The following is a 20,344-nucleotide window of genomic DNA, read 5'->3' as shown; positions in this document are numbered from 1 at the left end:
CTGTGGTTTGGTTGCAGGGCCCTTGCCCGCCCACCCTCGCAGGACACGCCGCAAGTACGTCCGTGTAGGCTCTTACGCGGCATCCATGCCGCGTAAGGTCCCGCGACGGTAGGCGGACAAGGACCAGTGGAGATGGTCGGTGTGCGTGGTTTTCAAAACCACAGCCGACTCACTCTGGTGCGGCGTCATGGTTGATTGCGTCGCGTCGACACGTGGTTGCCGATCAGCGACCGATCACGAGCTCCACCGGCGCGGCAGTGGACAGTTCCACCATCACCGGCACGCTTTCGACGTCATCGGCCTGGCGCATCGCGTTGCCGCTGCGCGACAGCCGTGCCAGCACCTGCACGGTGTCCAGCGACGACAGCCTGCGCGTGGGCATCGGGCTGTCGCCGTCGTCCAGGGTGATGGTCAACGGCAGCTCGCTTAGCGCGTGTTTTTCCACCGCTACCGGCATCGGCGTGTCGGCGGCGCGCGCAATCACGAAGACGCTGGTGTCGCCCGGCAACCCGGCGCGTTTGGCGAACTCGGCATCCAGCGTCACGCGCACCTGGATGCGTTTGCCGCTGGCTGCATCGGCGGCAGGCGTAGCCGGCGTCTGGATCGGCGCCAGCCTGGCTTCCTGGCGCGCGGCGTTGATCTGTTCCAGCAGGCCGGGGCGGGTAGATGCATCCACCACGCGCAGCAACGGCTCCCAGGTCTCGCTGGCCTTGGCCGGTTCACCGGCCTGGCGCTGCACCACGCCCAGGAACCAGCGTGCGCGTTGATGGTCCGGTTGCACCGCCAGCGCATGTTCCAGCAGACGCATGGCCTGTGGATCCGGGCGCCCGCTGTCGTCGGCGAGCATGCGCGACTGTGCGGCCGCCACCAGCACATCCGGCTCGTCCGGACGCAACGCGACGGCGCGCGCAAACGCATCGCGCGCCTCGGCGAATTTCTGTTGGCTGGAGAGCGAGCGCCCCAGCAATACCCAGCCTTCGGCCTGATCGGGATTGCGCGCCAGTGCGGCGCGCAGTTGCACGATGGCTTCATCCAGCGAGCGTGGCGTGGCCGGCCGCTCGGCCGGCGCCTGAATCGCGCTCGGCGTGCCGACCAGCCAGTACAGCGCCGCGCTCGCCGCCAGCAGCAACACCGCGATGCTGGCGGTCAGCCCGCGTGCCTCGCGCCATAGCGGCCGCAGCGCCACGCCGAAGACGAGCAGGGCCAGTACCACCACCGCAATGACGAAGCCGGCCATCACCACTCCTGCTCATCGGCGGGCAGGGCAGGCGCAGCCACGCTGCGTCGGCGCACCAGCAACACAATGGCGCCAGCGCCCAGCAACAACACCAGCAGCGGGCCGAACCACAGCAGCCAGGTGCGCGATTCCACGCGCGGGCGGTACAGCACGAACTCGCCATAGCGCGCGACCAGGAACTGGCGGATCTGCGCATCGCTGCGGCCTTCGTGCATCAGCGCCAGCACTTCGCGGCGCAGGTCCTGGGCAATCTGCGCATTGGAATCGGCCAGCGACTGATTCTGGCACTGCACGCAGCGCAGCTCGGCGGTGAGGGCATGGAAGCGTGCTTCTTCTTCGGCCGAGGCATAGCGCAGCGGCGCCGGGTCGCCGACCGGCTGGGCCAGCGCCAGCCAGGGCAACAGCAGCAGCGTCAGCAGCCAGGCGCGCATCATTGCTTGGCGTGCAGGTCCGGAGCGGCACTGGGCGAGCGCTCGATCTTGCTCAGCACCGGAATCAGCTGCGTGTCGATGATGGATTGGGTGAGCATGCCGCTGTACTTCCAGCGCACCACGCCGCGCCCGTCGACCAGAAAGGTCTCCGGTGCCGCAGCGATGCCGAAGTCGATCGCGGTACGGCCGTCCTTGTCGGCGACCACCAGCAGGTAGGGGTTGCCCAGCTGTTCGAGCCAGCGCAGCGCATCGTTGCGCTCGTCCTTCCAGTTGTAGCCGATCACGCGCACGCGCTTGGTCAGCGCAAAGCGGCTCAGCACCGGGTGCTCCTCGCGGCAGGCCGGGCACCAGCTGCCCCACACGTTGATGATGTACGGCGCGCCGCGCAGTTCGCGCGCATGCACCACGATGCTGGGGTCGTGCAGCAGCGGCAGCGCGAACTCCGGCGCCGGCTTGCCGATCAGCGCAGAGGGCAGGGCATCGCGATCGTCCTGACCGGAGCGCACCACCGCATAGACCAGCAGCGCTGCCAGCGCGAGCAGCAGCACGATGGCACCCACCAGAACCGCAGTGGGCAGGCGGGGTGAACGTGACTCAACCATCTTGGATCTCCGGAGAACGACGAAAACGCCGGTCGGCCGCGGTGACCAGGCCGCCAAGCGCCATCAGCAGCGCCCCCAGCCAGATCCAGCGGACAAACGGTTTGAGGTGGACGCGGACCGCCCAGGCCTGATTGCCCAGGGGTTCGCCAAGCGCGACATACAGGTCGCCGAACGGGCCGGGACGGATGGCCGCCTCGGTCAAGGTCTGCCCGCCGCTGGCGTAGCGGCGTTTTTCCGCATGCAGCAGGCCGACCGGCGCATCGTCCTTGAACACCTGCAGATTGGCACGGTCGGAGACGTAATTGGGCCCGCGCAGTTCTTCGACATTATCGAAGTGCAGCGCGTAGCGGCCGATCTGCATCTGCTGCCCGGGCGCCAGTGCGACCTCGCGCTGCAGGCTCAGTGATTCCACCAGCAACGCACCGGCCAAAAACACCGCCACGCCCAGGTGCGCCAGCAGCATGCCCAGCATTTCGGCAGTGAGCTTGCGGCCCTTGGCCGCGCGCCGCGTCCACAGGAAACGCAGCGTGCCCAGCAGTACCCAGGCCGCGCCGGCCACGCCGAGTGCCGCCTTCCACTGGCCCTGCGGCGCGGCGAACCAGGTCAGCACGCCTGCGGCAACCGCCAGGCCTGCCCACGGTGCGAGCATCGCCAGCGGGCGCGAGGGCTGCTCGCGCTGCCAGCGGGTCAGCGGGCCGAACGGCAACAGCGCCACCAACGGCGCCATCAGCACCAGGAACAAGGTGCCGAAGTAGGGCGGCCCCACCGACAGCTTGCCCAGGCCCAAGGCGTCGGCCAGCAGCGGATACAGCGTGCCCAGCAACACCATCGCGCAGGCGCAAGCGAGCAGCAGGTTGTTCAATAGCAGCAAGGTTTCGCGCGAGCTGCCGGCGAATGCGCGGCGCGGGTCATCGACCAGCGACAGGCGCGGCGCACGCAACGCGTACAGCAGCAGCGAACCACCGACCACCGCCAGCAGGAACACCAGGATGAACAAGCCGCGCGACGGGTCGGCCGCAAACGCATGCACGCTGGTCAGCACGCCCGAGCGCACCAGGAAGGTGCCCAGCAACGACAACGAAAAGGCGGCGATCGCCAGCAGCAAGGTCCAGCTGGCGAAGCTGCCGCGCTTTTCGGTGACCGCCTGCGAATGCAGCAGCGCGGTGCCGACCAGCCATGGCATGAAACTGGCGTTTTCCACCGGGTCCCAGAACCACCAGCCGCCCCAGCCCAGTTCGTAATACGCCCACCAGCTGCCGAGCGCGATGCCGACGGTGAGCATGGCCCAGGCCACGTTGGTCCATGGCCGCGTCCAGCGCAGCCAGCGTGCATCCATGCGGCCTTCCAGCAACGCGGCGATGGCGAAGGCGAACGGCACCGCAAAGCCGACATAGCCGCAGTACAGCATCGGCGGATGGATGATCAGCCCCGGGTCCTGCAATAGCGGATTCAGGTCGGCGCCTTCCAGCGGCACCGGCAACAAGCGCGCGAACGGATTGGAGGTGAACAGCAGGAACGCCAGGAAGCCGATGCTGACCAGCGCCATCACCCCGAGCACGCGCGCCACCACCTGCGCGGGCAACTGCCGCGACCACAGCGCCACCGCCCCGGTCCACAGCGCCAGCACCAGCGTCCACAGCAATAATGAGCCTTCGTGCGCACCCCATACCGCCGAGTAGCGATACATCACTGGCAGCAGGCTGTTGGAATTCTCGGCGACATAGCGCACCGAAAAATCCTGCACCAGGAAGGCATGCGTCAGCAGCGCGAAGGCCGCTGCGATCAGGCCCAGCTGCAGCAACGCGGCCGGCCGCGCGACCGCCATCCAGCTGCTGCGCCCACGCTGCGCACCGGCCAGCGGCAGCGCGGCCTGCACCAGGGCCACCAGCAAGGCCAGAATCAGCAGGAAGGTGCCGAGCTCAGGCAGCATCGGGTTGGCGCGTTGGCGAGCATGCAGTGATACGAGGATTGCGGGCGCAGTGCAGAGGCGTCATCCCTGCCGCGTCTGCATGCGCCTGGCCAGGCATCGCGACATCGTCGGCCACGCAAGCAAGCTGCAAGCGATCACAGCGCAGCGAGGCGAACGTTTTGACCCCTGCCATCAACGCAGCGCTCCGGCCTGGTCTGCGGCCGCCGGCACGTCGTGCTTGCGGTGCGCGCTGCCCATCTTGTCGGCGACTTCCTTCGGCATGTAGGTCTCGTCGTGCTTGGCCAGCACATCTTCGGCGACGAAGACGCCGTTCTGCATGCGTCCGGTTGCCACCACGGCCTGGCCTTCGCGAAACAGATCCGGCAGGATGCGGTCGTAACGCACCGGCAACTGTGCATCGCCATCGGTGACGCGGAATTGCGCTTCCAGCGAACCGGACGCACGTTGGAACGAGCCTTTCTCCACCATGCCGCCGAGCCGGAAGCGCGCATGCTCGCCGGCGTCGCCGCGCAGCACTTCCGACGGTGTGTACAGATAGGCCACGTTGCGCTGCAGTGCCATCGCCACCAGCGCGGTCGCCAGGCCGCCGGCCAGCACCAGTGCGATCACCAGCCAGATGCGGCGGCGCCGTTGCGGGTTCACCGGATCAGCTCCGCATCGCTGGGCACCGCGCGCTTGCGCTCGCGCAGACGCCGCGCCTGTGCGATCTTCAACGCGCGGCGCAGCTGCCAGCGGCCGGCGATCAGGTCCCACAGCAGCACCAGCACGAATACCGCATAGGCGGCGATGACGTAGGGCAGGTAGCTCATGCCGCGCCCTCCGGCGCATCGCGCACGATCCAGGCCTTGCCGGCCTCGCGGCGCAGGTTGTCGGCGCGCGCACGCGTCAGCAGCGAGCCGGCGAACCAGAACTTGGTGCCGATCACCATCAGCCACAGCGGCAGCAGCATGCTCGCATCGATGCTGGAGGGGCCGAGCAGGCGGATGCTCTGGCCCTGATGTAGCGAGTTCCACCACACCACCGAATAGCGGATCACCGGCAGCAACGCCACGCCGACGATCGCCAGCAAGGCGGCCGCGCGCGCGGCCTGACGGCGATCGTCGATGGCCTGGTACAGACCGATCACGCCCAGATACAGGAACAGCAGGATCAGCTCGGTGGTCAGGCGCGGGTCCCAATCCCACCAGGCGCCCCACATCGGCTTGCCCCAGATGCTGCCGGTCAGCAGGGTGATCACGGTGAACGCCGCGCCGATCGGCGCGCAGGCCATCGCCAGGATTTCGCAGATCTTGATGCGCCAGATCAGCGCGATCGCCGCGTACACCGCCATCAGCCCGAACACGAACAGGCTCATCCACGCGCTCGGCACATGGATATACAGAATGCGGAAGCTATCGCCCTGCTGGTAGTCGGCCGGCACCGCAAACAAGGCCTGCCAGATGCCCACGCTCAGCAACACCGCGGCCAGCGCGTAGCACCACGGCGCCCAGCGCGCAGTGAAACGGTCGAAGATCGGAGGCGAGGCGAGTTGGTGAAACCAGCGGGCGACGACGTTCATGCGATGGCAGCAGCCTTTGGAATGGCATTGGCTCTCGAAACAGCAACAACGCAATGAGTGGAGCGTCTTGTCGACAGCGTCTCGACCGCAGGGCTCAACTCAAGGAAATCCGGATCGCGGCAGCCGCAGCCAGCGGTGCCAGCACCACGCCGATCACCAATCCGGCGCCCAGCAACAACAACGCACCCACTGCATCCTGTCCTTGTCCGCTGGCCGCAACACTGCCGGCACCGAACACCAGCACCGGCACATACAACGGCAACGCCAGCAACGCCACGAGAATACCAGAGCGTTTCATCGTCACCGTCAGCGCCGCAACCACGGCACCAAGCAGGCTCAGAAGCGGTGTGCCCAGCGCCAACGATGCCAGCAGCACCGGTAGTTGGTCATGTGGCAGGTGCAGCAATTCGCCCAGCAGCGGCGTCACCGCGATCAACGGCAGCGCGCTGGTCGCCCAATGCAGCAGCACGCGCACCGCGATCAGCCACGCCAACGGCACCGGCGCCAGCAGCCATTGCTCCATCGAGCCGTCTTCCACATCGCTGCGGAACAGCGCATCCAGCGACAGCAGGCCGGCCAGCAACACCGACAGCCACAGCACCGCCGGTGCGGCCTGCGCCAGCAGGTCCGGGCGACCGCCCAGGCCCAGCGCGAACAACACCACGATCAGCAGGGCGAACAGCGCCGGCTGCAAGGCGTCGCTGCGACGGCGCCACAGTAGCTGCAGGTCGCGGCTGAGCAGCGCGCGCGCGGCCTGCCACAGCGAGGGTCGTGGCGAATGCAGGCTCATGCCGCCGCCTCCAGCGTGAGCATGCGCGTGCGCACCGGCGGCGCCGCATAGGCGCCGTGGGTGGTGACGAGCGCCGCGCCACCGCCTCGCAGGTGCGCGGAGATCATCCGGTTGACCAGGGTGATGCCGTCCAGGTCCAGGTTGGCGTAGGGCTCGTCCAGCAGCCACAGCGGGGCCGGCGACAACCACAGCCGCGCCAGCGCCAGGCGCTTGCGCTGGCCGGCCGACAGCTGCCGTACCAATGCATCCTCGTAGCCGGCCAGGCCGACGATGGCCAGCGCGCTGCCGGGCATCTGTTTGGCGCGGCGGCCATGCAGGCCGCACAAGAAGTGCAGGTTCTCCAGCGTGCTGAGATCGGCCTTCAGCCCCGGCAAATGGCCCAGATAGGCCATGAAGCGGCTGCGGTCGCCGCGCCGCGCGGTCTTGCCGTCGATCTCGAGCTGCCCGCGCTCCACATGCAGCAGCCCGGCCAGCACCCGCAGCAGCGTGGTCTTGCCGGCGCCGTTGTCGCCTTGCACCAGCAGCGCCTCGCCGGCATCGACATGGAAATCCAGCGGGCCGAACACCGGCTCCTCGTTGCGGCTGAAAGCCAGCGCGCGCGCCGCCAGCAGCGGTGGCGCAGTGTGCAGCGGTTCGATCATCGGCGCAGCGGGCTCCCGTCGCAGGACGGCATGGGGTGGGCGAGGCAGGGCGCGCATTGTAGCGACGATGGCGCGCTGCCGGGGGCGCGTTCGGCGGCGTGATGTGTCCGGGAACGCTGTTTTGCACCGGCCGGGCGCAACCGCCTGGCGGCTTTGCGTACACTCGCGGTCCCCCCGTTTGTTGCCCGGACAGGCCCGATGCCCCTCACGACCAAGCTGCCCAAGGTGGGCACCACCATCTTCACCGTCATGTCGCAGCTGGCGGCCGAACACGGCGCGGTGAATCTGGGCCAGGGTTTTCCCGATTTCGCGGTGCCGCAGCGGCTGGTCGATGAACTGACCAAGGCCATGGCGGGCGGCCACAACCAGTACCCGCCGATGACCGGCGTTGCGGCTTTGCGCCAGGCCATCGCCGGCAAGGCGCAGCGCTGCTACGGCGCGCAGGTCGATGCCGACAGCGAGATCACCGTCACCAGCGGAGCCACCGAGGCGATCTTCAACGCCATCCACGCGGTGGTGCGTGCAGGCGAGGAGGTCATCGTGCTGGACCCGGCCTACGACTGCTACGAGCCGGCGATCGACCTGGCCGGCGCGCGCGCGGTGCACGTGGCGCTGGACCCGCAGACCTTCGCCATCGATTGGCCGGCGCTGCGCGCGGCGATCACGCCGAAGACGCGCCTGCTGATGATCAACTCGCCGCACAATCCCTCCGGCGCGATGCTGTCTGCCGATGACATGCAGATGCTGACCGAGCTGCTGCGCGGCAGCGACATCTTCCTGCTCTCGGACGAGGTGTACGAACACATCGTGTTCGACGGCCGCCGCCACGAATCGGTGTTGCGCTGGCCGGAACTGCGCGAGCGCGCGTTCGTGATTTCCAGCTTCGGCAAGACCTATCACTGCACCGGCTGGAAGATCGGCTACGCCATCGCGCCGCCGGCACTGAGTGCCGAGTTCCGCAAGGTGCACCAGTACAACACCTTCACCAGCTTCGGCCCGGCCCAGCACGCATTCGCCGCGATGATCCGCGACGAACCCGAACACGACGAGCAGCTCGGCGCGTTCTACCAGGCCAAGCGCGACCGTTTCCGCGAACAGTTGCTGACCACGCGCCTGAAGCCGTTGCCGGTGCCCGGCGGCTATTTCCAGCTGGTCGACTATTCGGCGATCAGCGACCTGCCCGACACCGAGTTCGTGAAGTGGCTGACGGTGGAAAAGGGCGTGGCCGCGATTCCGCTGTCGCCGTTTTACGAAACCGCGCCGCAAGGACAACGACTGGCGCGGCTGTGCTTCGCCAAGAACGATGCGACGCTGGATGCGGCGATCGCGCGGTTGCAGCAGCTCTGAAGCGCTGGGAATGGGGAATCGGGATTGGGGATTCGTAACGGCGGTTGGTCGTTTGTTGACGAGTTCGCAGAAAGCCGATGACAGGAAGCCACCCGAAACCCGCCGTTCGAATCCCAAATCCCCACTCCCGAATCCCGAGCCTTCAATGCACGACCTGCGCATCTCACTGATCCAAGGCGACACCCGCTGGCATGACCCGGCCGGCAATCGCGACTATTACGGTGCGTTGCTGGAGCCGTTGGCCGGGCGGACCGATCTGGTGATCCTGCCGGAGACCTTTACCAGCGGGTTCTCCAACGACGCCATCGACAAGGCCGAGGACATGGACGGGCCGACCGTGGCCTGGGTGCGTGCGCAGGCGGCGCGGTTGGGTGCGGCCGTCACCGGTAGCGTGCAATTGCGCACGCCCGAAGGCGTGTTCAACCGGCTGCTGTGGGCCACGCCGGACGGGGCGCTGCAGTATTACGATAAGCGCCATCTGTTCCGCTTCGGCAACGAGCACCTGCGCTACGCGGCCGGGCGCGATCGCCTGACGGTGGAGTGGAAGGGCTGGCGGATCAATCCGCAGGTCTGCTACGACCTGCGCTTTCCGGTGTTCTGCCGCAATCGTTTCGATGTCGAGCGGCCGGGCCAGCTGGATTTCGATCTGCAACTGTTCGTCGCCAACTGGCCGTCCGCGCGTGCCTATGCATGGAAGACGCTGCTGCGCGCACGCGCGATCGAGAACCTGTGTTTTGTCGCGGCGGTCAACCGCGTTGGCGTCGACGGCAATCAGCTGCACTACGCCGGCGACAGCGCCGTGATCGATTTCCTCGGCCAGCCGCAGGTGGAAATCCGCGAGCAGCCGCAGGTGGTCACCACCACCCTCAGCGCTGCCGCCCTGGCCGAACACCGCGCACGCTTCCCGGCGATGCTGGATGCGGATGAATTTGTGATACGGGATTAGGGATTAGGGATTGGTGCAAGCAGGCAAGGCACAGCTATCCGTTTGCCCGCTGTTGCGAATCCCCAATCCCCAATCCCCGCTACTCACCCAACTTGATCTCGTAGATCTTCGGCCACCGCTTGCCGGTGACGAACAGGCGATCGTGCTCGGCGTCGTAGGCGATGCCGTTGAGTACATCGTTGCTAGGGTCGCTCAGGGTGTCGGCGTCCGGCACCAGCGCCTTTAAGTCGATCCAGGCGATCACCTTGCCGCTGGCCGGGTCGATGCGTGCGATGCGGGTGGTCAACCAGACGTTCGCCAACAGCTCGCCGCTGACCCATTCCAGTTCGTTGAGATTGTCCAGCGCCTTGCCGCCGGCAGTGACCTTGATGCTGCCGACCTGCTGCAGCGTCTGCGGATCCAGCCGTCGAATGCGGGCAGTGCCATCGCTCATGTACAGGCTGCTGTCGTCGCGGGTCAGCGCCCAGCCCTCGCCGAAATAACTGAACTGCGTGCGCGGTGTCAGCGTGGCCAGGTCGTAGACAAACCCGCGCTGGTTGCGCCAGGTCAGCTGGATCAGGCGATCGTGCCAGGCCACGATGCCTTCGCCGAAAAACGGCGCCGGTGTCGAGGCCTGCTGCAGGACGCGGCCGGTCTCCAGCTCGACCTTGCGCACGCTGGACTGGCCCAGTTCGCCGGTGCTCTCGTACAGGTAGCCGTCGAGATAGAACAGGCCTTCGGTAAAGGCGGCGGTGTCGTGCGGATAGGTGCGCACGACGGTATAGCCCTGGGTCGGGATGGTCTCGCCGCAGTGGGCGAGGGTGGGCAGCAGCAGGGCGGCGAAGAGCAGGCTGTAGGCGGTGCGTTGCATGCTGCAATCATCCCATGCCGCCGTCGCAGACTGTGGCGGCGCAGGCCGCCGGCCGGCGAAATAATGATTCGCTGAACGGTCGCATGCGCGGTGCCGGCATGTTGTCGCGGCTGCCACATCGGCGCTGCTAGGCTCGGCGCCACGTTCACCAACCGGAATGCCCGCATGATCAAGTCCCTTTCCCTCCTCGCGCTGCTGGGCGCCGCAACGCTTGCACCGCAGGCGCAGGCCGCCGGCAACATCGACTGCCAGCTGTCGTTCAACCTGTCGGGCTGGTCGGTGTTCTACAAGACCGCCAGCGGCACCGGCACCATCAAGTGCGACAACGGCGCGGTGATTCCGGTCAAGATCTCCAGCAAGGGCGGCGGCCTGACCGTCGGCAAGTCCAAGATCGTCGGCGGCCGCGGCACCTTCTCCGGTGCCTACAGCCTCAATGATCTGTTCGGCACCTACGCGGCGGCAGAAGCGCATGCCGGCGTGGTCAAGTCCAGCACAGCACAGGTGGTCACCAAGGGCGACATTTCGCTGGCCCTGGCCGGCACGGGCGAGGGCGTCGATCTGGGCGTGGCGGTGGGCAACTTCGTCATCGAGCGTCGCAAGTAAGACGCTGCGCAGTGCAGCGCAGGCGTCGCGAATGGTCGACGCCTGCCGGCACGCGCAACGCCAGCACAGGGCGCTCCCGCGCTGACGTGTTACGACCTCGGTGTTGCTGCTACGGCAAGCAGCTGCAAGGCTGCGTAGGCACGGAAGCAACAACAAAAAAAGGCCCTTTGCAGGGCCGTTTTTTATTGCGCGTGCCGCAGCTTAGCGACCGCGATTACCACCGCCGCCTGGCGGGCGACGATTGCCGCCACCCGGGGGACGACCACCCGGGCCGCCGGGTCCACGCGGCGCGCCGCCCGGGCCACCCGGACCGCGATTGCCGCCCGGACCACGGTTGCCACCGGGGCCGCCCGCACGTGCGCCGGTCGGGCGACCGGCCGCAGGACGTGCCGCGCCATACGGGCTGAAACCCGGGTTGGCGTGATCGGACGGGAAGCTCGGTGCGTTGCCCGGATGACCGTACGGGTGCTTGCGCTGACCCTGGCCCTGACCCTGCGACTGGCCCTGTCCGCCACCGGCGCCGCCACGCCCCGCGCCGCCTGCGCCGGGACGGGCATTGCCCGCGCCGCCACCTGGACGTGCGCCGCCCGGACCCTTCTTCGCGTACGGGCGTGCCTGGCCGGTGCCGGGGCCGCTGGGGCCGGCATTGCGGTGACCGCTCGGCCCGGTGCTCACGCCATCGGGCACGTACCAGCTGCGGAACGCGGCCGGGTTGCCGTCCGGCAGGGCGCGGTCGCCCTTGCCGGGAGCGCGCTGCTTGAACGGGCGCTGCTGCGACTGCTTGGCCGCCGCTTCGCCGCTGACGGTGAGGCCACCGCGGAAACCGCCCGGCTTGCCACGGCCACGGCCGCCGCGATCTTCGCGCAGGTTGTCGAAGCGACGCAGTTCACGGCCTTCGTCGGCGCCGGAGGTCTGGCCGTTGACGTAGGCATTGCTGCGGCCATCGCGCGAGACGTGCACGGTGGACTTGGCGGCGCGGCGCTGGCCGATCACCGGCTGCAGCGTCAGCGCCGACGGCGCGCCTTCTTCCAGCTTGAGTTCGGCGCGCAGGCTGTCGACCTTGTCCTGTGCCACTTCGATCGACTGCCCACGCAGCAGTTCGCGCGGCAGGGAGATCTTGCCGTAGCGGCTGCGCTTGAGGCGACTGACCTGGCAACCCTGCGACTCCCACAGGCGACGCACTTCGCGGTTGCGGCCTTCCTTGACCACCACGCGGAACCAGTCGTGCGAGTCGGTGCCGCCGATGCGTTCGATCTCGTCGAACTTGGCGCCGCCGTCTTCCAGCAGCACACCGCGCGACAGGCGCTCGATGATGGCGTCGGAGACCTTGTCCTCGCCTTCCGGGGCGCGTACGCGCACCACGTATTCGCGCTCGACCTCGTAGGAGGGGTGCATCATCGCGTTGGCCAACTCACCGTCGGTGGTCAGCAGCAGCAGGCCGGTGGTGTTGATGTCCAGGCGGCCGATGGCGATCCAGCGCGAGCCTTTCAATGCCGGCAGCGACTCGAACACGGTCGGGCGGCCTTCGGGGTCTTCGCGCGTGGTCACTTCGCCTTCGGGCTTGTTGTAGATCAGTACGCGCGAGGGCTCGGTCAGCGCGCTGGCCACGAAACTGCGGCCATCCAGCTCGATCTTGTCGCCGCTGCGCACCGACATGCCGGTCTGCGCGACGGCGCCATTGACCTTGATCAGGCCATCGGCAATGCGCTGTTCCAGCGCGCGGCGCGACCCCAGGCCGGCCTGGGCCAGCACCTTGTGCAGGCGCTCTTCCAGCTTGGGTGCTTCGGGCGCGCTGTCGCGCTTGAGGGAAAGCTTGTTCAACGACAGCTTGCGGGGGGTGTCACTCATGTGTCTGGCTCCGGCCGACGCGTTCTGGGTCGGCCTCTGGGTCGGAATCGGCTTCGTCAACAGCCACGGTCGTCGTCGCGACGGCGTTGTCTTCGTCTTCGTTCACTGCATCCGCGCGCGTTCCCGGCGCGGTGTCGGGGTCGCCCTCACGGGCGTCATCTGGGTCCAACGGATTCGGGTCCTGCGCCGAGGCATGCTCGGGGTGTTGCGGTGTGTCGTTACTGGATTCATCGGCGCTGGCGTGGTCATCGACCGCGTCGGCGTGGTGTTCGTGTGCGTCGTCGACTGCAGTGCCTGGGCTGGCAGTCTGGTCGCTGTTGTCTACGTCAACATCGGCATCGCCATCGGCATCAACGGCCAGCTCGGTATCGGCATCGACGTGCGTTGTGTCGTCGCTGTCGCTGGTTGCATCGGTGGTGCTGTCCGATGCCGGCAGCACATCCTCGGCATCGCGGTGTTCCGGCGCAGCGTCGACCGGGTCGGCATCCGCGTCAGCAGCTGCATCCGCCGCCGCGTCAGTCCGGGCGGCAATCGCCGCATCGGCGCCGGCGCCGTCTGCATCCGCCCTATCCGGGTCTGGATCTGTCTCCGGACCCGCTTCAGCATGCTCCGCACCCATCGCCGCCGACGCCGGGACCGCGCCATCCAGTTGGCCGTCGCGGTCCAACGGCAGCTGCGGTTCCAGCTCGGCAATGTCCTTCAACTCAGACAATGGCGGCAGCTCGTCCAATCGCTTGAGCCCGAAGTAATCCAGAAAGCCCTTGGTGGTGCCGAACAGGGCCGGCTTGCCGGGAACGTCACGGTGGCCGACCACGCGGATCCACTCGCGTTCTTCCAGCGCCTGGATGATGTTGCTGCTGACCGCCACGCCGCGCACCTGCTCGATCTCGCCGCGGGTGATCGGCTGGCGGTAGGCGATCAGCGCCAGGGTTTCCAGCGTGGCGCGGGTGTACTTGGTACGGCGCTCGGTCCACAGTCGGGCGACCCAGCCATGCACGTCCGCCTTGACCTGGAAGCGGAAGCCCGAGGCCACCTCGACCAGCTCCACGCCGCGCTCGGCGCAGCCGTCGCGCAGCAGTTCCAGCGCGCGCTCGACGCTGCCGGGCGGCGCAGGTTCTTCTTCCGGAAACACGCCCTGCAGCTGCGCCAGCGTCAGCGGCTGGCTGCTCGCCAGCAGGGCGGCTTCGATAATGCGGGTGATCAACGCTTGATCCATTCGGTGATCGGCTTCAGAGGGGTTCGTTGGCGGCATCGCTGTCATCGAATTCGCTGGAGAATTGCAGCGGCGCATTGGTATTGCCCAAGGCCAGCGACTTCACGTAGATCGGCGCCAGCGGCGCCTCCTGCACGATGTCCAGCAATTGCTCCTTGGCCAATTCGAGCAGCGCCAGGAAGGTGACCAGTACGCCGAGCTTGCCTTCTTCGGCCGTGAACAGCGATTCGAAACGGTAGAACCTGCCATCGTCCAGACGGCTCAGCACATCGCCCATGCGCTGGCGCACACTCAGCGCCTCGCGCTTGATCGCATGGCCGGTGAACAGTTCGGCGCGTTTGAGCACGTCGTACAGCGCCATCAGCATTTCTTTTAGTTCCACCGGCGGCGGCAGCTTGACCGCGGCGCGCTCGGGCAGATGCGCCTGCACCGGCGCGCTGTCGCGGCCCATGCGCGGCAGGGTGTCCAGATCCTCGGCAGCCTGCTTGAAGCGTTCGTATTCCTGCAGCCGGCGCACCAGCTCGGCGCGCGGATCGTTTTCTTCGCCTTCCTCGCTGGGCGGGCGCGGCAACAGCATGCGCGACTTGATCTCGGCCAGGATCGCGGCCATCACCAGATATTCGGCCGCCAGTTCGAAGCGCAGCTCCTGCATCACGTTGATGTAATCCACGTACTGCCGGGTGATCTCGGCGACGGGGATATCCAGGATGTCCAGATTCTGCCGGCGGATCAGATACAGCAGCAGGTCCAGCGGACCTTCGAAGGCATCCAGGATGACTTCCAGCGCGTCCGGCGGAATATACAGATCCTGCGGGATCTGCAGCACCGGTTGCCCATGCACCACCGCCAGCGGCATTTCCTGCTGCTGTGGCGGCGCGCTCGTGGCTGGCGGATTCGCGTCGTGCGCGAGTTCGGAATTCATCAGGTCGACATCGGGTCTTACGGTCGCCGGCCGCGGTCTGAGCCGCGCCTGCAGGGCTTTGCCTTGAATTATTGCGATCAATGTCGTGCCCGTGCCGGCACGATCCTACAAATCCACATACAACGTGCGCCGCGTGGCATGCGGCGACGGAACAGCGAGGAGGTCGTCTACGCGGGTCGGCGGTGGGCAGCGAATCGGTCGTCGAGGAGGCGTGGGGCCTGGGCCGACGGGCCGCTGCGTCCGATTGCGTGTGCAGTGGTGGCAAGGGTAATGCGTGCGCGGGGGCGGTGTCCAGCGCTGAGGCGGCTAGAATCCCGGGGCTGTTCTTCACGTCTTGGGCGAGGTGGCCTATGTGGTACGTAATCGAAGGGTATGACCGGGCCGACGCACTGGCGGCCCGGCAGCAGGCGCGACCGGCGCATCTGGCCCGTTTGCAGGCGCTGGCGGCGGCAGGTCGCTTGCTGGTGGCCGGCCCATGCCCGGCGATCGATGCCGAGGATCCGGGCCCGGCCGGTTTCAGTGGCAGCGTGGTCATCGCCGAGTTCGACGCGCTCGACGACGCCCGCGCCTGGGCCGATGCCGATCCGTATGTCGAGGCGGGCGTGTACGTTCGCACCGAGGTCCGCCCGTTCCGCCGGGTGCTGCCATGAGCCGGGTCGAGCGGATCCGTACCGCGCTGCAGGCGGCGCTGGCGCCGACCGAGCTGGAGGTGGTGGACGACAGCCATCGCCACGCCGGGCATGCCGGCGCGCGCGACGGGCGTGGGCATTTCAATGTGCGCGTGGTCAGCGCCGCCTTTGCCGGCAAGCCGCCGCTGGCACGGCACCGCGCGGTGTATGCCGCGGTCGGCGAGATGATGCAGACCGATATCCACGCGCTGTCGATCGAGGCGATCGCGCCGGGCGAGGCAGGGTAACCAGGCCACTCAACCCGCCGTCGTAGGAGCGCACCCGGGCGCGACTGGACTTGACTGATACCCCGTCGCGCCCGGGTGCGCTCCTACGGGGGCGACCGCTTCCTGCGCAGCGGACCAAACCGCTCCAACCGTGATCGCCGTCGACCTGCATCCGTGGACACATGGGCGGTATTTGTTGCGTCGCAACACATTGCTTCACGTATTCATCACTTGCAGATGCTTGATCTGTAAGCGTTTTCACGGGCGTGAAGACAGGGGTTTACGCCTTCGTATGAAAACGCTTACAGTCCGCGCCAGTTTTGGGAACTCGGTCGCGGAGGGCGACACGAATGGCCAAGGGTGCGGTCACCATCAAAGATGTCGCCAGGGAAGCACAGGTCTCCGTTGCAACGGTGTCGCGTGCGCTCAACGGGCATGACAACGTCGCCGGGCCGGTGCGCCAGCTGGTGCAGGACGTGGCCGCGCGGCTGCGCTACAGCCCGCATGCGGCAGCCCGCAGCCTGAGCAGCCGACGCACCCAGACCCTGGGCGTGGTGCTGCCGGACCTGTATGGCGAATTCTTTTCCGAGCTGATCCGCGGAATCGATGGTGCGGCACGCGCCGCCGGCCAGCATCTGCTGGTGTCCAGTTACCACGGCGACCCGGAGGCGCAGGGCAGGGCATTGCAGTCCATGCGCGGGCGCGTGGATGGTCTGCTGGTGTTGTCGCCGTATGCCGAGCAGCCCGGGTTCCTCACCGACAACCTGCCGCAGGCGCTGCCCACGGTATTGATCAACGCGCACGTTCCCGGCGATGCCTATCCGGTGCTGAGCATCGACGACCACGCCGGCGCGATGGCGATGACCGAACATCTGTTGTCGGCCGGACATCGGCGCATCGCCTTCATCGGCGGTCCGGTGCTCAACTTCGATGCGCGCGAACGCCTGCGCGGCTTCCGCGATGCCATCGCCGCCTACGGCGATACCGCGCAGGGCATCGAATTCCCCGGCGACTTCGACGAGGCCTCTGGCCACCGCGCCGGGCAGGCGATGCTGGCCGGCGGCGCGCTGCCCGACGCGGTATTCGCCGCCAACGACATGACCGCGCTGGGCTGCCTGTACGCGTTTGCCCAGGCCAATGTCTCGGTGCCCGGCGACGTGGCACTGGCCGGTTTCGACGATATTCCACTGGCCCGTTTCGTCCACCCGGCGCTGACCACGATGCGGGTCAGCATCGCGCGCCTGGGCGAGCAGGCGATGTCCCGGCTGATGCGGCTGGTGGACCAGCCCGGCCGCGATGACGGCATCCGCCAACTGCTCACGCCCGAGCTGGTGATCCGCGCCTCCTGCGGCGCCGGCGAGCCCGGCCCCTGAGGTTTCCTGCCCGCTGACCCTTTTCGCGGACGTTCTGTCCGCTCCCGCTGCCCCCCGCAGCGGTCGTTCCTGCAAGTCGCAACGCCACAACAACAATCTGTACCGATCCCTGGAGGGACCAATGCGCCACCACTACCCCCATTCCGCCAGTCCGGCGCGCAAGCTGCTCAGCTGCGCCCTGGCCAGTTGCCTGTTGCTTGGTGCCGCACCGGCCTTTGCGCAGAGTGCTGCGGCGACCATCCGCGGCCAGGTCACCGTCGACTCGGCACCTGCCAGCCAGGCCCAGGTCACTGCGACCAATCTCGCCACCGGCCTGACCCGCACCGTGCAGGTCAGCAACGGTGGCTACTCGCTCGGCGGCCTGCCGCCGGGTTCGTACCGCCTGGACGTCACCGCCAACGGCCAGACCACCTCGCAGAACGTCACCGTGCAGGTCGGCCAGACCGCAACCCTGAACCTGGGTGTCGGCGGCGAACCGGCCACGGCTGACGGTGGTAACGCCACCACGCTGGACGCGGTGCAGGTCAAGGCTCCGCCGGTACTGGTGGAAACCCGTACCTCCGAGAACGCCACCTACATCTCCAACGTGCAGATCCAGAACCTGCCGCGTGCCACGCGCAACTTCCTGGAACTGGCCGACACCGTGCCGAACGTGCAGTTCACCCGCGAGGCCAACGGCACCACCAAGGTGCGCTCGGGCGCTACCTCGGCCGAAGGCACCAACGTCTACATCGACGGCGTGAGCCAGAAGAACTACGTGCTGACCGGCGGCGTCAGCGGCCAGGATTCCAGCCGCGGCAATCCGTTCCCGCAGTCGGCGATCGGCGAGTACAAGGTCATCACCTCCAACTACAAGGCCGAGTTCGACCAGGTCAGCGGCGCGGCCATCGTGGCCTCGTCCAAGTCCGGTACCAACGATTTCCACGGCAGCTTCTTCTGGGATACCAGCAACGACAGCTGGCGCGAAGAAAGCCCGCTGGAAAAGCGCGCCGGCGTGCGTGACGACTTCGAGGAAACCCAGTACGGCGCCACCTTTAGCGGCCCGATCCTGAAGGACAAGGCGCATTTCTTCGTCGCCTATGAAGCCAAGGAATACACCACCCCGAACGTGGTGATCCCCGGTTCGATCTATTCGGACCGCGTCGATCAGCTGCCCACGCAGTTGCAGCCGCTGGTCGCCACCTACAGCACGCCGTTCAAGGAAGACCTGTACTTCGCCAAGATCGACTGGACCATCGGCGACAACAGCCTGTTCGAGCTGAGCGGCAAGTACCGCAAGGAAGACGAGCTCAACGACGTCGGCGGCACCTCGACCCTCGAGCACGGCAGCATCAACGGCCAGGAAGAAAAGCGCGCCAACCTGCGTTGGCAGTACAGCGGCGCCAACTTCCTCAACGAAGCCAACCTCAGCTACGAGAGCGCGTTCTGGAACCAGGCGCCGATCAACAACGGCACCGGTTATGTGCTGAGTTATGCGCCAGTGCGCGGCATCGAGGACGAAGTGCTGTCCGCCGGCGCCGGCAGCAGCTTCCAGCGCAAGGGTCAGAAGGGCTGGACCTTCCAGGACGATTTGACCCTGAACAGCCTGGAATGGCACGGCGCGCACACCGTCAAGATGGGCGTGAAGTTCAAGAGCATCGATCTGGATTCCACCCAGTTCAATCCAGCCAACCCGCAGTACTACTACAACATCCTCGGCGATCTCGAAACGCCGTACCGGGTGCGCTTCGGTGCGCCGCTGGTCGAAGGTGGCGGTTCGGTGGTGTCCAAGAACAAGCAGTACGGCATCTACCTGCAGGACGACTGGGAGGTCAACGAGCACTGGACCCTGAACCTGGGCGTGCGCTATGACTACGAAGAAACCCCGGCGTTCCTGGACTTCGTGACCCCGTCCGACGTCGCCGGTGCGCTGCAGAACTGGCCCAACCTGCAGAACGCCAACTACGACATCAACAACTTCATCAGCACCGGCAACAACCGCAAGGCATTCAAGAATGCCTGGCAGCCGCGCCTGGGTGCCTCTTACGACCTGTTCGGCGATCAGGCTCACGTGATCTATGGCGGTGCCGGCCGTGCCTACGACCGCAACATCTTCGATTACCTGGCGCTCGAGCAGCTCAACAACTCGTTCAAGTCCTACAGCTATTACTTCACCAACCCCAACAACCAGAATAGCCAAGCCTGCCTGGGCGACCCGTGCGTGGCCTGGAATCCGGCTTACAACACCCAGGAAGGTCTCGACGCACTGGCGGCAACCAGCAGTGGCGGCGGCGGTCGCGAGGTCTACCTGATCGACAACAACATCAAGACCCCGTACTCGGATCAATTCAGCATCGGCATGCGCAACATGGTGCCGCTGTGGGGCCAGGACTGGTTCACCGACGTGACCCTGAGCCGCATCGAAAGCCATGACGGCTTCGCGTTCGTGCGCGGCAACCGTCTGCCGGACGGGTCGTTCTTCCAGCCGGGCACCACTTCCGGCTCGCCGACCGACGGCCCGGATGGCTATAGCGCCATCGTGCTGGGGACCAACGGCGTGGAAACCCGCAACAACCAGCTCGCCCTGCAGGTCGAAAAGCCGTTCGACGAGGAGTCCGGCTGGGGCCTGACGGTGGCCTACACCTATTCCGATGCCAAGGAGAACCGCCAGTTTGGCGAGCATTACGCACTGGACCGCGAGCGCGTTGAAGACTACGGCTGGCGCGAGGCCGGCGGCATTCCGAAGAATCGCCTGGTGGTCACCGGCATCTACGAGCTGCCGTACGAGATCAAGCTGTCCGGCAAGCTGTCGCTGGCCAGCCAGACCGCGCGCTACGGGCAGAACTGCCTGGCCGGCAACGACCAGTGCTACATCGTGCAGTTCAAGCCGGACGGTACGTTGGGCTACAAGGAGTTCAGCATCGCCGCCAATAAAGAGTGGGATACCGGCGCAGGTGTCAAATTCAACGTGCGTGCGGATATCCTCAACGTGTTCAATTGGGTGAACTACGCCAACTTTAACGGCGAGACCGGGACACTCGGAGACTTGAACACGGCTTACGGCACCCCGACCGGCGTGCTGGCGTCGCCGATGCGTACCTTCCGACTGGCCTTCGGCCTGAACTGGTGAGGTACTCGACCGCCCCGGCAGCTGCCGGGGCGGTCGAACTCGGCGCTTG

Annotated in this window: 20 protein-coding genes; 7 read left to right on the top strand and 13 right to left on the bottom strand. The window is 66.9% G+C overall.

What is annotated here, in order from left to right:
- Window positions 1-223 precede the first annotated feature (223 nt).
- The 9 genes from AC1PLA_RS11985 to ccmA form a co-directional block, all read right to left on the bottom strand.
- Window positions 224-1,237 carry a tetratricopeptide repeat protein gene (locus AC1PLA_RS11985; protein ID WP_481104598.1) on the bottom strand — a complete coding sequence of 338 codons (1,014 nt, stop codon included), beginning with the start codon at window positions 1,235-1,237 and terminating at the stop codon, window positions 224-226.
- Window positions 1,237-1,671, bottom strand: coding sequence for a cytochrome c-type biogenesis protein (locus AC1PLA_RS11980; RefSeq protein ID WP_039527010.1), 435 nt, complete (start codon window positions 1,669-1,671; stop codon window positions 1,237-1,239). The genes AC1PLA_RS11985 and AC1PLA_RS11980 overlap by 1 nt, the downstream gene beginning before the upstream one ends.
- Window positions 1,668-2,270: a DsbE family thiol:disulfide interchange protein gene (locus tag AC1PLA_RS11975; RefSeq protein WP_024939984.1), complete on the bottom strand. Its 603-nt coding sequence runs from the start codon at window positions 2,268-2,270 to the stop codon at window positions 1,668-1,670. Before AC1PLA_RS11975 ends, AC1PLA_RS11980 begins: the two co-directional genes overlap by 4 nt.
- The gene (locus tag AC1PLA_RS11970; protein ID WP_211913933.1) at window positions 2,263-4,200 is read right to left on the bottom strand and encodes a heme lyase CcmF/NrfE family subunit; all 1,938 of its coding nucleotides are present in this window, start codon (window positions 4,198-4,200) and stop codon (window positions 2,263-2,265) included. Before AC1PLA_RS11970 ends, AC1PLA_RS11975 begins: the two co-directional genes overlap by 8 nt.
- Before the next feature lie 171 nt (window positions 4,201-4,371).
- Entirely contained in the window at window positions 4,372-4,842 is a 471-nt protein-coding gene (gene ccmE, locus AC1PLA_RS11965) for a cytochrome c maturation protein CcmE (RefSeq protein WP_039515161.1), read from the bottom strand.
- Window positions 4,839-5,009 (bottom strand): heme exporter protein CcmD, encoded by a 171-nt coding sequence (locus AC1PLA_RS11960; protein WP_024939981.1) that lies wholly within the window; start codon window positions 5,007-5,009, stop codon window positions 4,839-4,841. The genes ccmE and AC1PLA_RS11960 overlap by 4 nt, the downstream gene beginning before the upstream one ends.
- Window positions 5,006-5,758, bottom strand: a complete 753-nt coding sequence (gene ccmC, locus AC1PLA_RS11955; RefSeq protein ID WP_481104597.1) for a heme ABC transporter permease CcmC — start codon at window positions 5,756-5,758, stop codon at window positions 5,006-5,008. Before ccmC ends, AC1PLA_RS11960 begins: the two co-directional genes overlap by 4 nt.
- A gap of 94 nt (window positions 5,759-5,852) precedes the next feature.
- Entirely contained in the window at window positions 5,853-6,548 is a 696-nt protein-coding gene (gene ccmB, locus AC1PLA_RS11950; RefSeq protein ID WP_481104596.1) for a heme exporter protein CcmB, read from the bottom strand.
- Window positions 6,545-7,189 carry a heme ABC exporter ATP-binding protein CcmA gene (gene ccmA / locus AC1PLA_RS11945; protein ID WP_481104595.1) on the bottom strand — a complete coding sequence of 215 codons (645 nt, stop codon included), beginning with the start codon at window positions 7,187-7,189 and terminating at the stop codon, window positions 6,545-6,547. The genes ccmB and ccmA overlap by 4 nt, the downstream gene beginning before the upstream one ends.
- Before the next feature lie 198 nt (window positions 7,190-7,387).
- Here ccmA and AC1PLA_RS11940 point away from each other — a divergent pair, with 198 nt between their 5' ends.
- Together AC1PLA_RS11940 and AC1PLA_RS11935 are read left to right on the top strand one after the other, a co-directional pair.
- Window positions 7,388-8,536: a pyridoxal phosphate-dependent aminotransferase gene (locus AC1PLA_RS11940; RefSeq protein ID WP_481104594.1), complete on the top strand. Its 1,149-nt coding sequence runs from the start codon at window positions 7,388-7,390 to the stop codon at window positions 8,534-8,536.
- A gap of 145 nt (window positions 8,537-8,681) precedes the next feature.
- Window positions 8,682-9,482 carry an amidohydrolase gene (locus AC1PLA_RS11935; protein ID WP_481104593.1) on the top strand — a complete coding sequence of 267 codons (801 nt, stop codon included), beginning with the start codon at window positions 8,682-8,684 and terminating at the stop codon, window positions 9,480-9,482.
- A 79-nt stretch (window positions 9,483-9,561) separates the two neighbouring features.
- Here the strand turns inward: AC1PLA_RS11935 and AC1PLA_RS11930 are convergent, their stop codons facing one another.
- Window positions 9,562-10,332, bottom strand: coding sequence for a glutaminyl-peptide cyclotransferase (locus AC1PLA_RS11930; protein WP_481104592.1), 771 nt, complete (start codon window positions 10,330-10,332; stop codon window positions 9,562-9,564).
- 165 nt (window positions 10,333-10,497) lie between these two features.
- On the opposite strand from AC1PLA_RS11930, the gene AC1PLA_RS11925 reads away from it, so the two are divergent.
- Window positions 10,498-10,935: a hypothetical protein gene (locus AC1PLA_RS11925; protein ID WP_010372925.1), complete on the top strand. Its 438-nt coding sequence runs from the start codon at window positions 10,498-10,500 to the stop codon at window positions 10,933-10,935.
- A 201-nt stretch (window positions 10,936-11,136) separates the two neighbouring features.
- On the opposite strand, the gene AC1PLA_RS11920 is transcribed toward AC1PLA_RS11925, so the two are convergent.
- From AC1PLA_RS11920 to AC1PLA_RS11910, 3 genes are read right to left on the bottom strand one after another with little or no spacing between them, the layout of a single operon-like run.
- Entirely contained in the window at window positions 11,137-12,783 is a 1,647-nt protein-coding gene (locus AC1PLA_RS11920) for a pseudouridine synthase (protein ID WP_039527028.1), read from the bottom strand.
- Entirely contained in the window at window positions 12,776-14,074 is a 1,299-nt protein-coding gene (gene scpB, locus AC1PLA_RS11915) for an SMC-Scp complex subunit ScpB (protein WP_481104591.1), read from the bottom strand. Before scpB ends, AC1PLA_RS11920 begins: the two co-directional genes overlap by 8 nt.
- A complete protein-coding gene (locus AC1PLA_RS11910; RefSeq protein WP_039527033.1) occupies window positions 14,013-14,918 on the bottom strand; it encodes a segregation and condensation protein A in 906 nt (301 codons plus the stop codon). The genes scpB and AC1PLA_RS11910 overlap by 62 nt, the downstream gene beginning before the upstream one ends.
- Window positions 14,919-15,268: 350 nt before the next feature.
- Between AC1PLA_RS11910 and AC1PLA_RS11905 the strand changes: the two genes are divergently transcribed.
- The 4 genes from AC1PLA_RS11905 (at window position 15,269) to AC1PLA_RS11890 (ending at window position 20,295) form a co-directional block, all read left to right on the top strand.
- Window positions 15,269-15,568: a YciI family protein gene (locus AC1PLA_RS11905; protein WP_016904541.1), complete on the top strand. Its 300-nt coding sequence runs from the start codon at window positions 15,269-15,271 to the stop codon at window positions 15,566-15,568.
- Window positions 15,565-15,834, top strand: a complete 270-nt coding sequence (locus AC1PLA_RS11900; protein WP_016904540.1) for a BolA family protein — start codon at window positions 15,565-15,567, stop codon at window positions 15,832-15,834. Before AC1PLA_RS11905 ends, AC1PLA_RS11900 begins: the two co-directional genes overlap by 4 nt.
- Window positions 15,835-16,163: 329 nt before the next feature.
- On the top strand, window positions 16,164-17,186 hold the full coding sequence (locus AC1PLA_RS11895) for a LacI family DNA-binding transcriptional regulator (protein WP_481104590.1): 1,023 nt from the start codon (window positions 16,164-16,166) through the stop codon (window positions 17,184-17,186).
- Window positions 17,187-17,307: 121 nt separating this feature from the next.
- The gene (locus tag AC1PLA_RS11890; RefSeq protein WP_039521809.1) at window positions 17,308-20,295 is read left to right on the top strand and encodes a TonB-dependent receptor; all 2,988 of its coding nucleotides are present in this window, start codon (window positions 17,308-17,310) and stop codon (window positions 20,293-20,295) included.
- Window positions 20,296-20,344 lie beyond the last annotated feature (49 nt).

It is taken from the genome of Xanthomonas sp. NCPPB 1826, assembly GCF_056725285.1.
The sequence above is the reverse complement of the archived record's forward strand: the minus strand, read 5'-3'. Positions and strand labels throughout refer to the sequence as shown.

Excerpts from the sequence above, each read along its gene's own strand:
- ccmB (WP_481104596.1), bottom strand. The coding sequence starts at position 6,548 with ATGAGCCTGCATTCGCCACGACCCTCGCTGTGGCAGGCCGCGCGCGCG.
- AC1PLA_RS11925 (WP_010372925.1), top strand. The coding sequence starts at position 10,498 with ATGATCAAGTCCCTTTCCCTCCTCGCGCTGCTGGGCGCCGCAACGCTT.
- AC1PLA_RS11960 (WP_024939981.1), bottom strand. The coding sequence starts at position 5,009 with ATGAGCTACCTGCCCTACGTCATCGCCGCCTATGCGGTATTCGTGCTG.
- AC1PLA_RS11930 (WP_481104592.1), bottom strand. The coding sequence starts at position 10,332 with ATGCAACGCACCGCCTACAGCCTGCTCTTCGCCGCCCTGCTGCTGCCC.
- AC1PLA_RS11895 (WP_481104590.1), top strand. The coding sequence starts at position 16,164 with ATGGCCAAGGGTGCGGTCACCATCAAAGATGTCGCCAGGGAAGCACAG.
- AC1PLA_RS11940 (WP_481104594.1), top strand. The coding sequence starts at position 7,388 with ATGCCCCTCACGACCAAGCTGCCCAAGGTGGGCACCACCATCTTCACC.
- AC1PLA_RS11920 (WP_039527028.1), bottom strand. The coding sequence starts at position 12,783 with ATGAGTGACACCCCCCGCAAGCTGTCGTTGAACAAGCTTTCCCTCAAG.
- ccmA (WP_481104595.1), bottom strand. The coding sequence starts at position 7,189 with ATGATCGAACCGCTGCACACTGCGCCACCGCTGCTGGCGGCGCGCGCG.
- AC1PLA_RS11890 (WP_039521809.1), top strand. The coding sequence starts at position 17,308 with ATGCGCCACCACTACCCCCATTCCGCCAGTCCGGCGCGCAAGCTGCTC.
- AC1PLA_RS11905 (WP_016904541.1), top strand. The coding sequence starts at position 15,269 with ATGTGGTACGTAATCGAAGGGTATGACCGGGCCGACGCACTGGCGGCC.
- AC1PLA_RS11980 (WP_039527010.1), bottom strand. The coding sequence starts at position 1,671 with ATGATGCGCGCCTGGCTGCTGACGCTGCTGCTGTTGCCCTGGCTGGCG.
- AC1PLA_RS11900 (WP_016904540.1), top strand. The coding sequence starts at position 15,565 with ATGAGCCGGGTCGAGCGGATCCGTACCGCGCTGCAGGCGGCGCTGGCG.
- AC1PLA_RS11975 (WP_024939984.1), bottom strand. The coding sequence starts at position 2,270 with ATGGTTGAGTCACGTTCACCCCGCCTGCCCACTGCGGTTCTGGTGGGT.
- ccmC (WP_481104597.1), bottom strand. The coding sequence starts at position 5,758 with ATGAACGTCGTCGCCCGCTGGTTTCACCAACTCGCCTCGCCTCCGATC.
- AC1PLA_RS11910 (WP_039527033.1), bottom strand. The coding sequence starts at position 14,918 with ATGAATTCCGAACTCGCGCACGACGCGAATCCGCCAGCCACGAGCGCG.
- AC1PLA_RS11985 (WP_481104598.1), bottom strand. The coding sequence starts at position 1,237 with ATGGCCGGCTTCGTCATTGCGGTGGTGGTACTGGCCCTGCTCGTCTTC.
- AC1PLA_RS11935 (WP_481104593.1), top strand. The coding sequence starts at position 8,682 with ATGCACGACCTGCGCATCTCACTGATCCAAGGCGACACCCGCTGGCAT.
- scpB (WP_481104591.1), bottom strand. The coding sequence starts at position 14,074 with ATGCGCCGCTGCAATTCTCCAGCGAATTCGATGACAGCGATGCCGCCA.
- AC1PLA_RS11970 (WP_211913933.1), bottom strand. The coding sequence starts at position 4,200 with ATGCTGCCTGAGCTCGGCACCTTCCTGCTGATTCTGGCCTTGCTGGTG.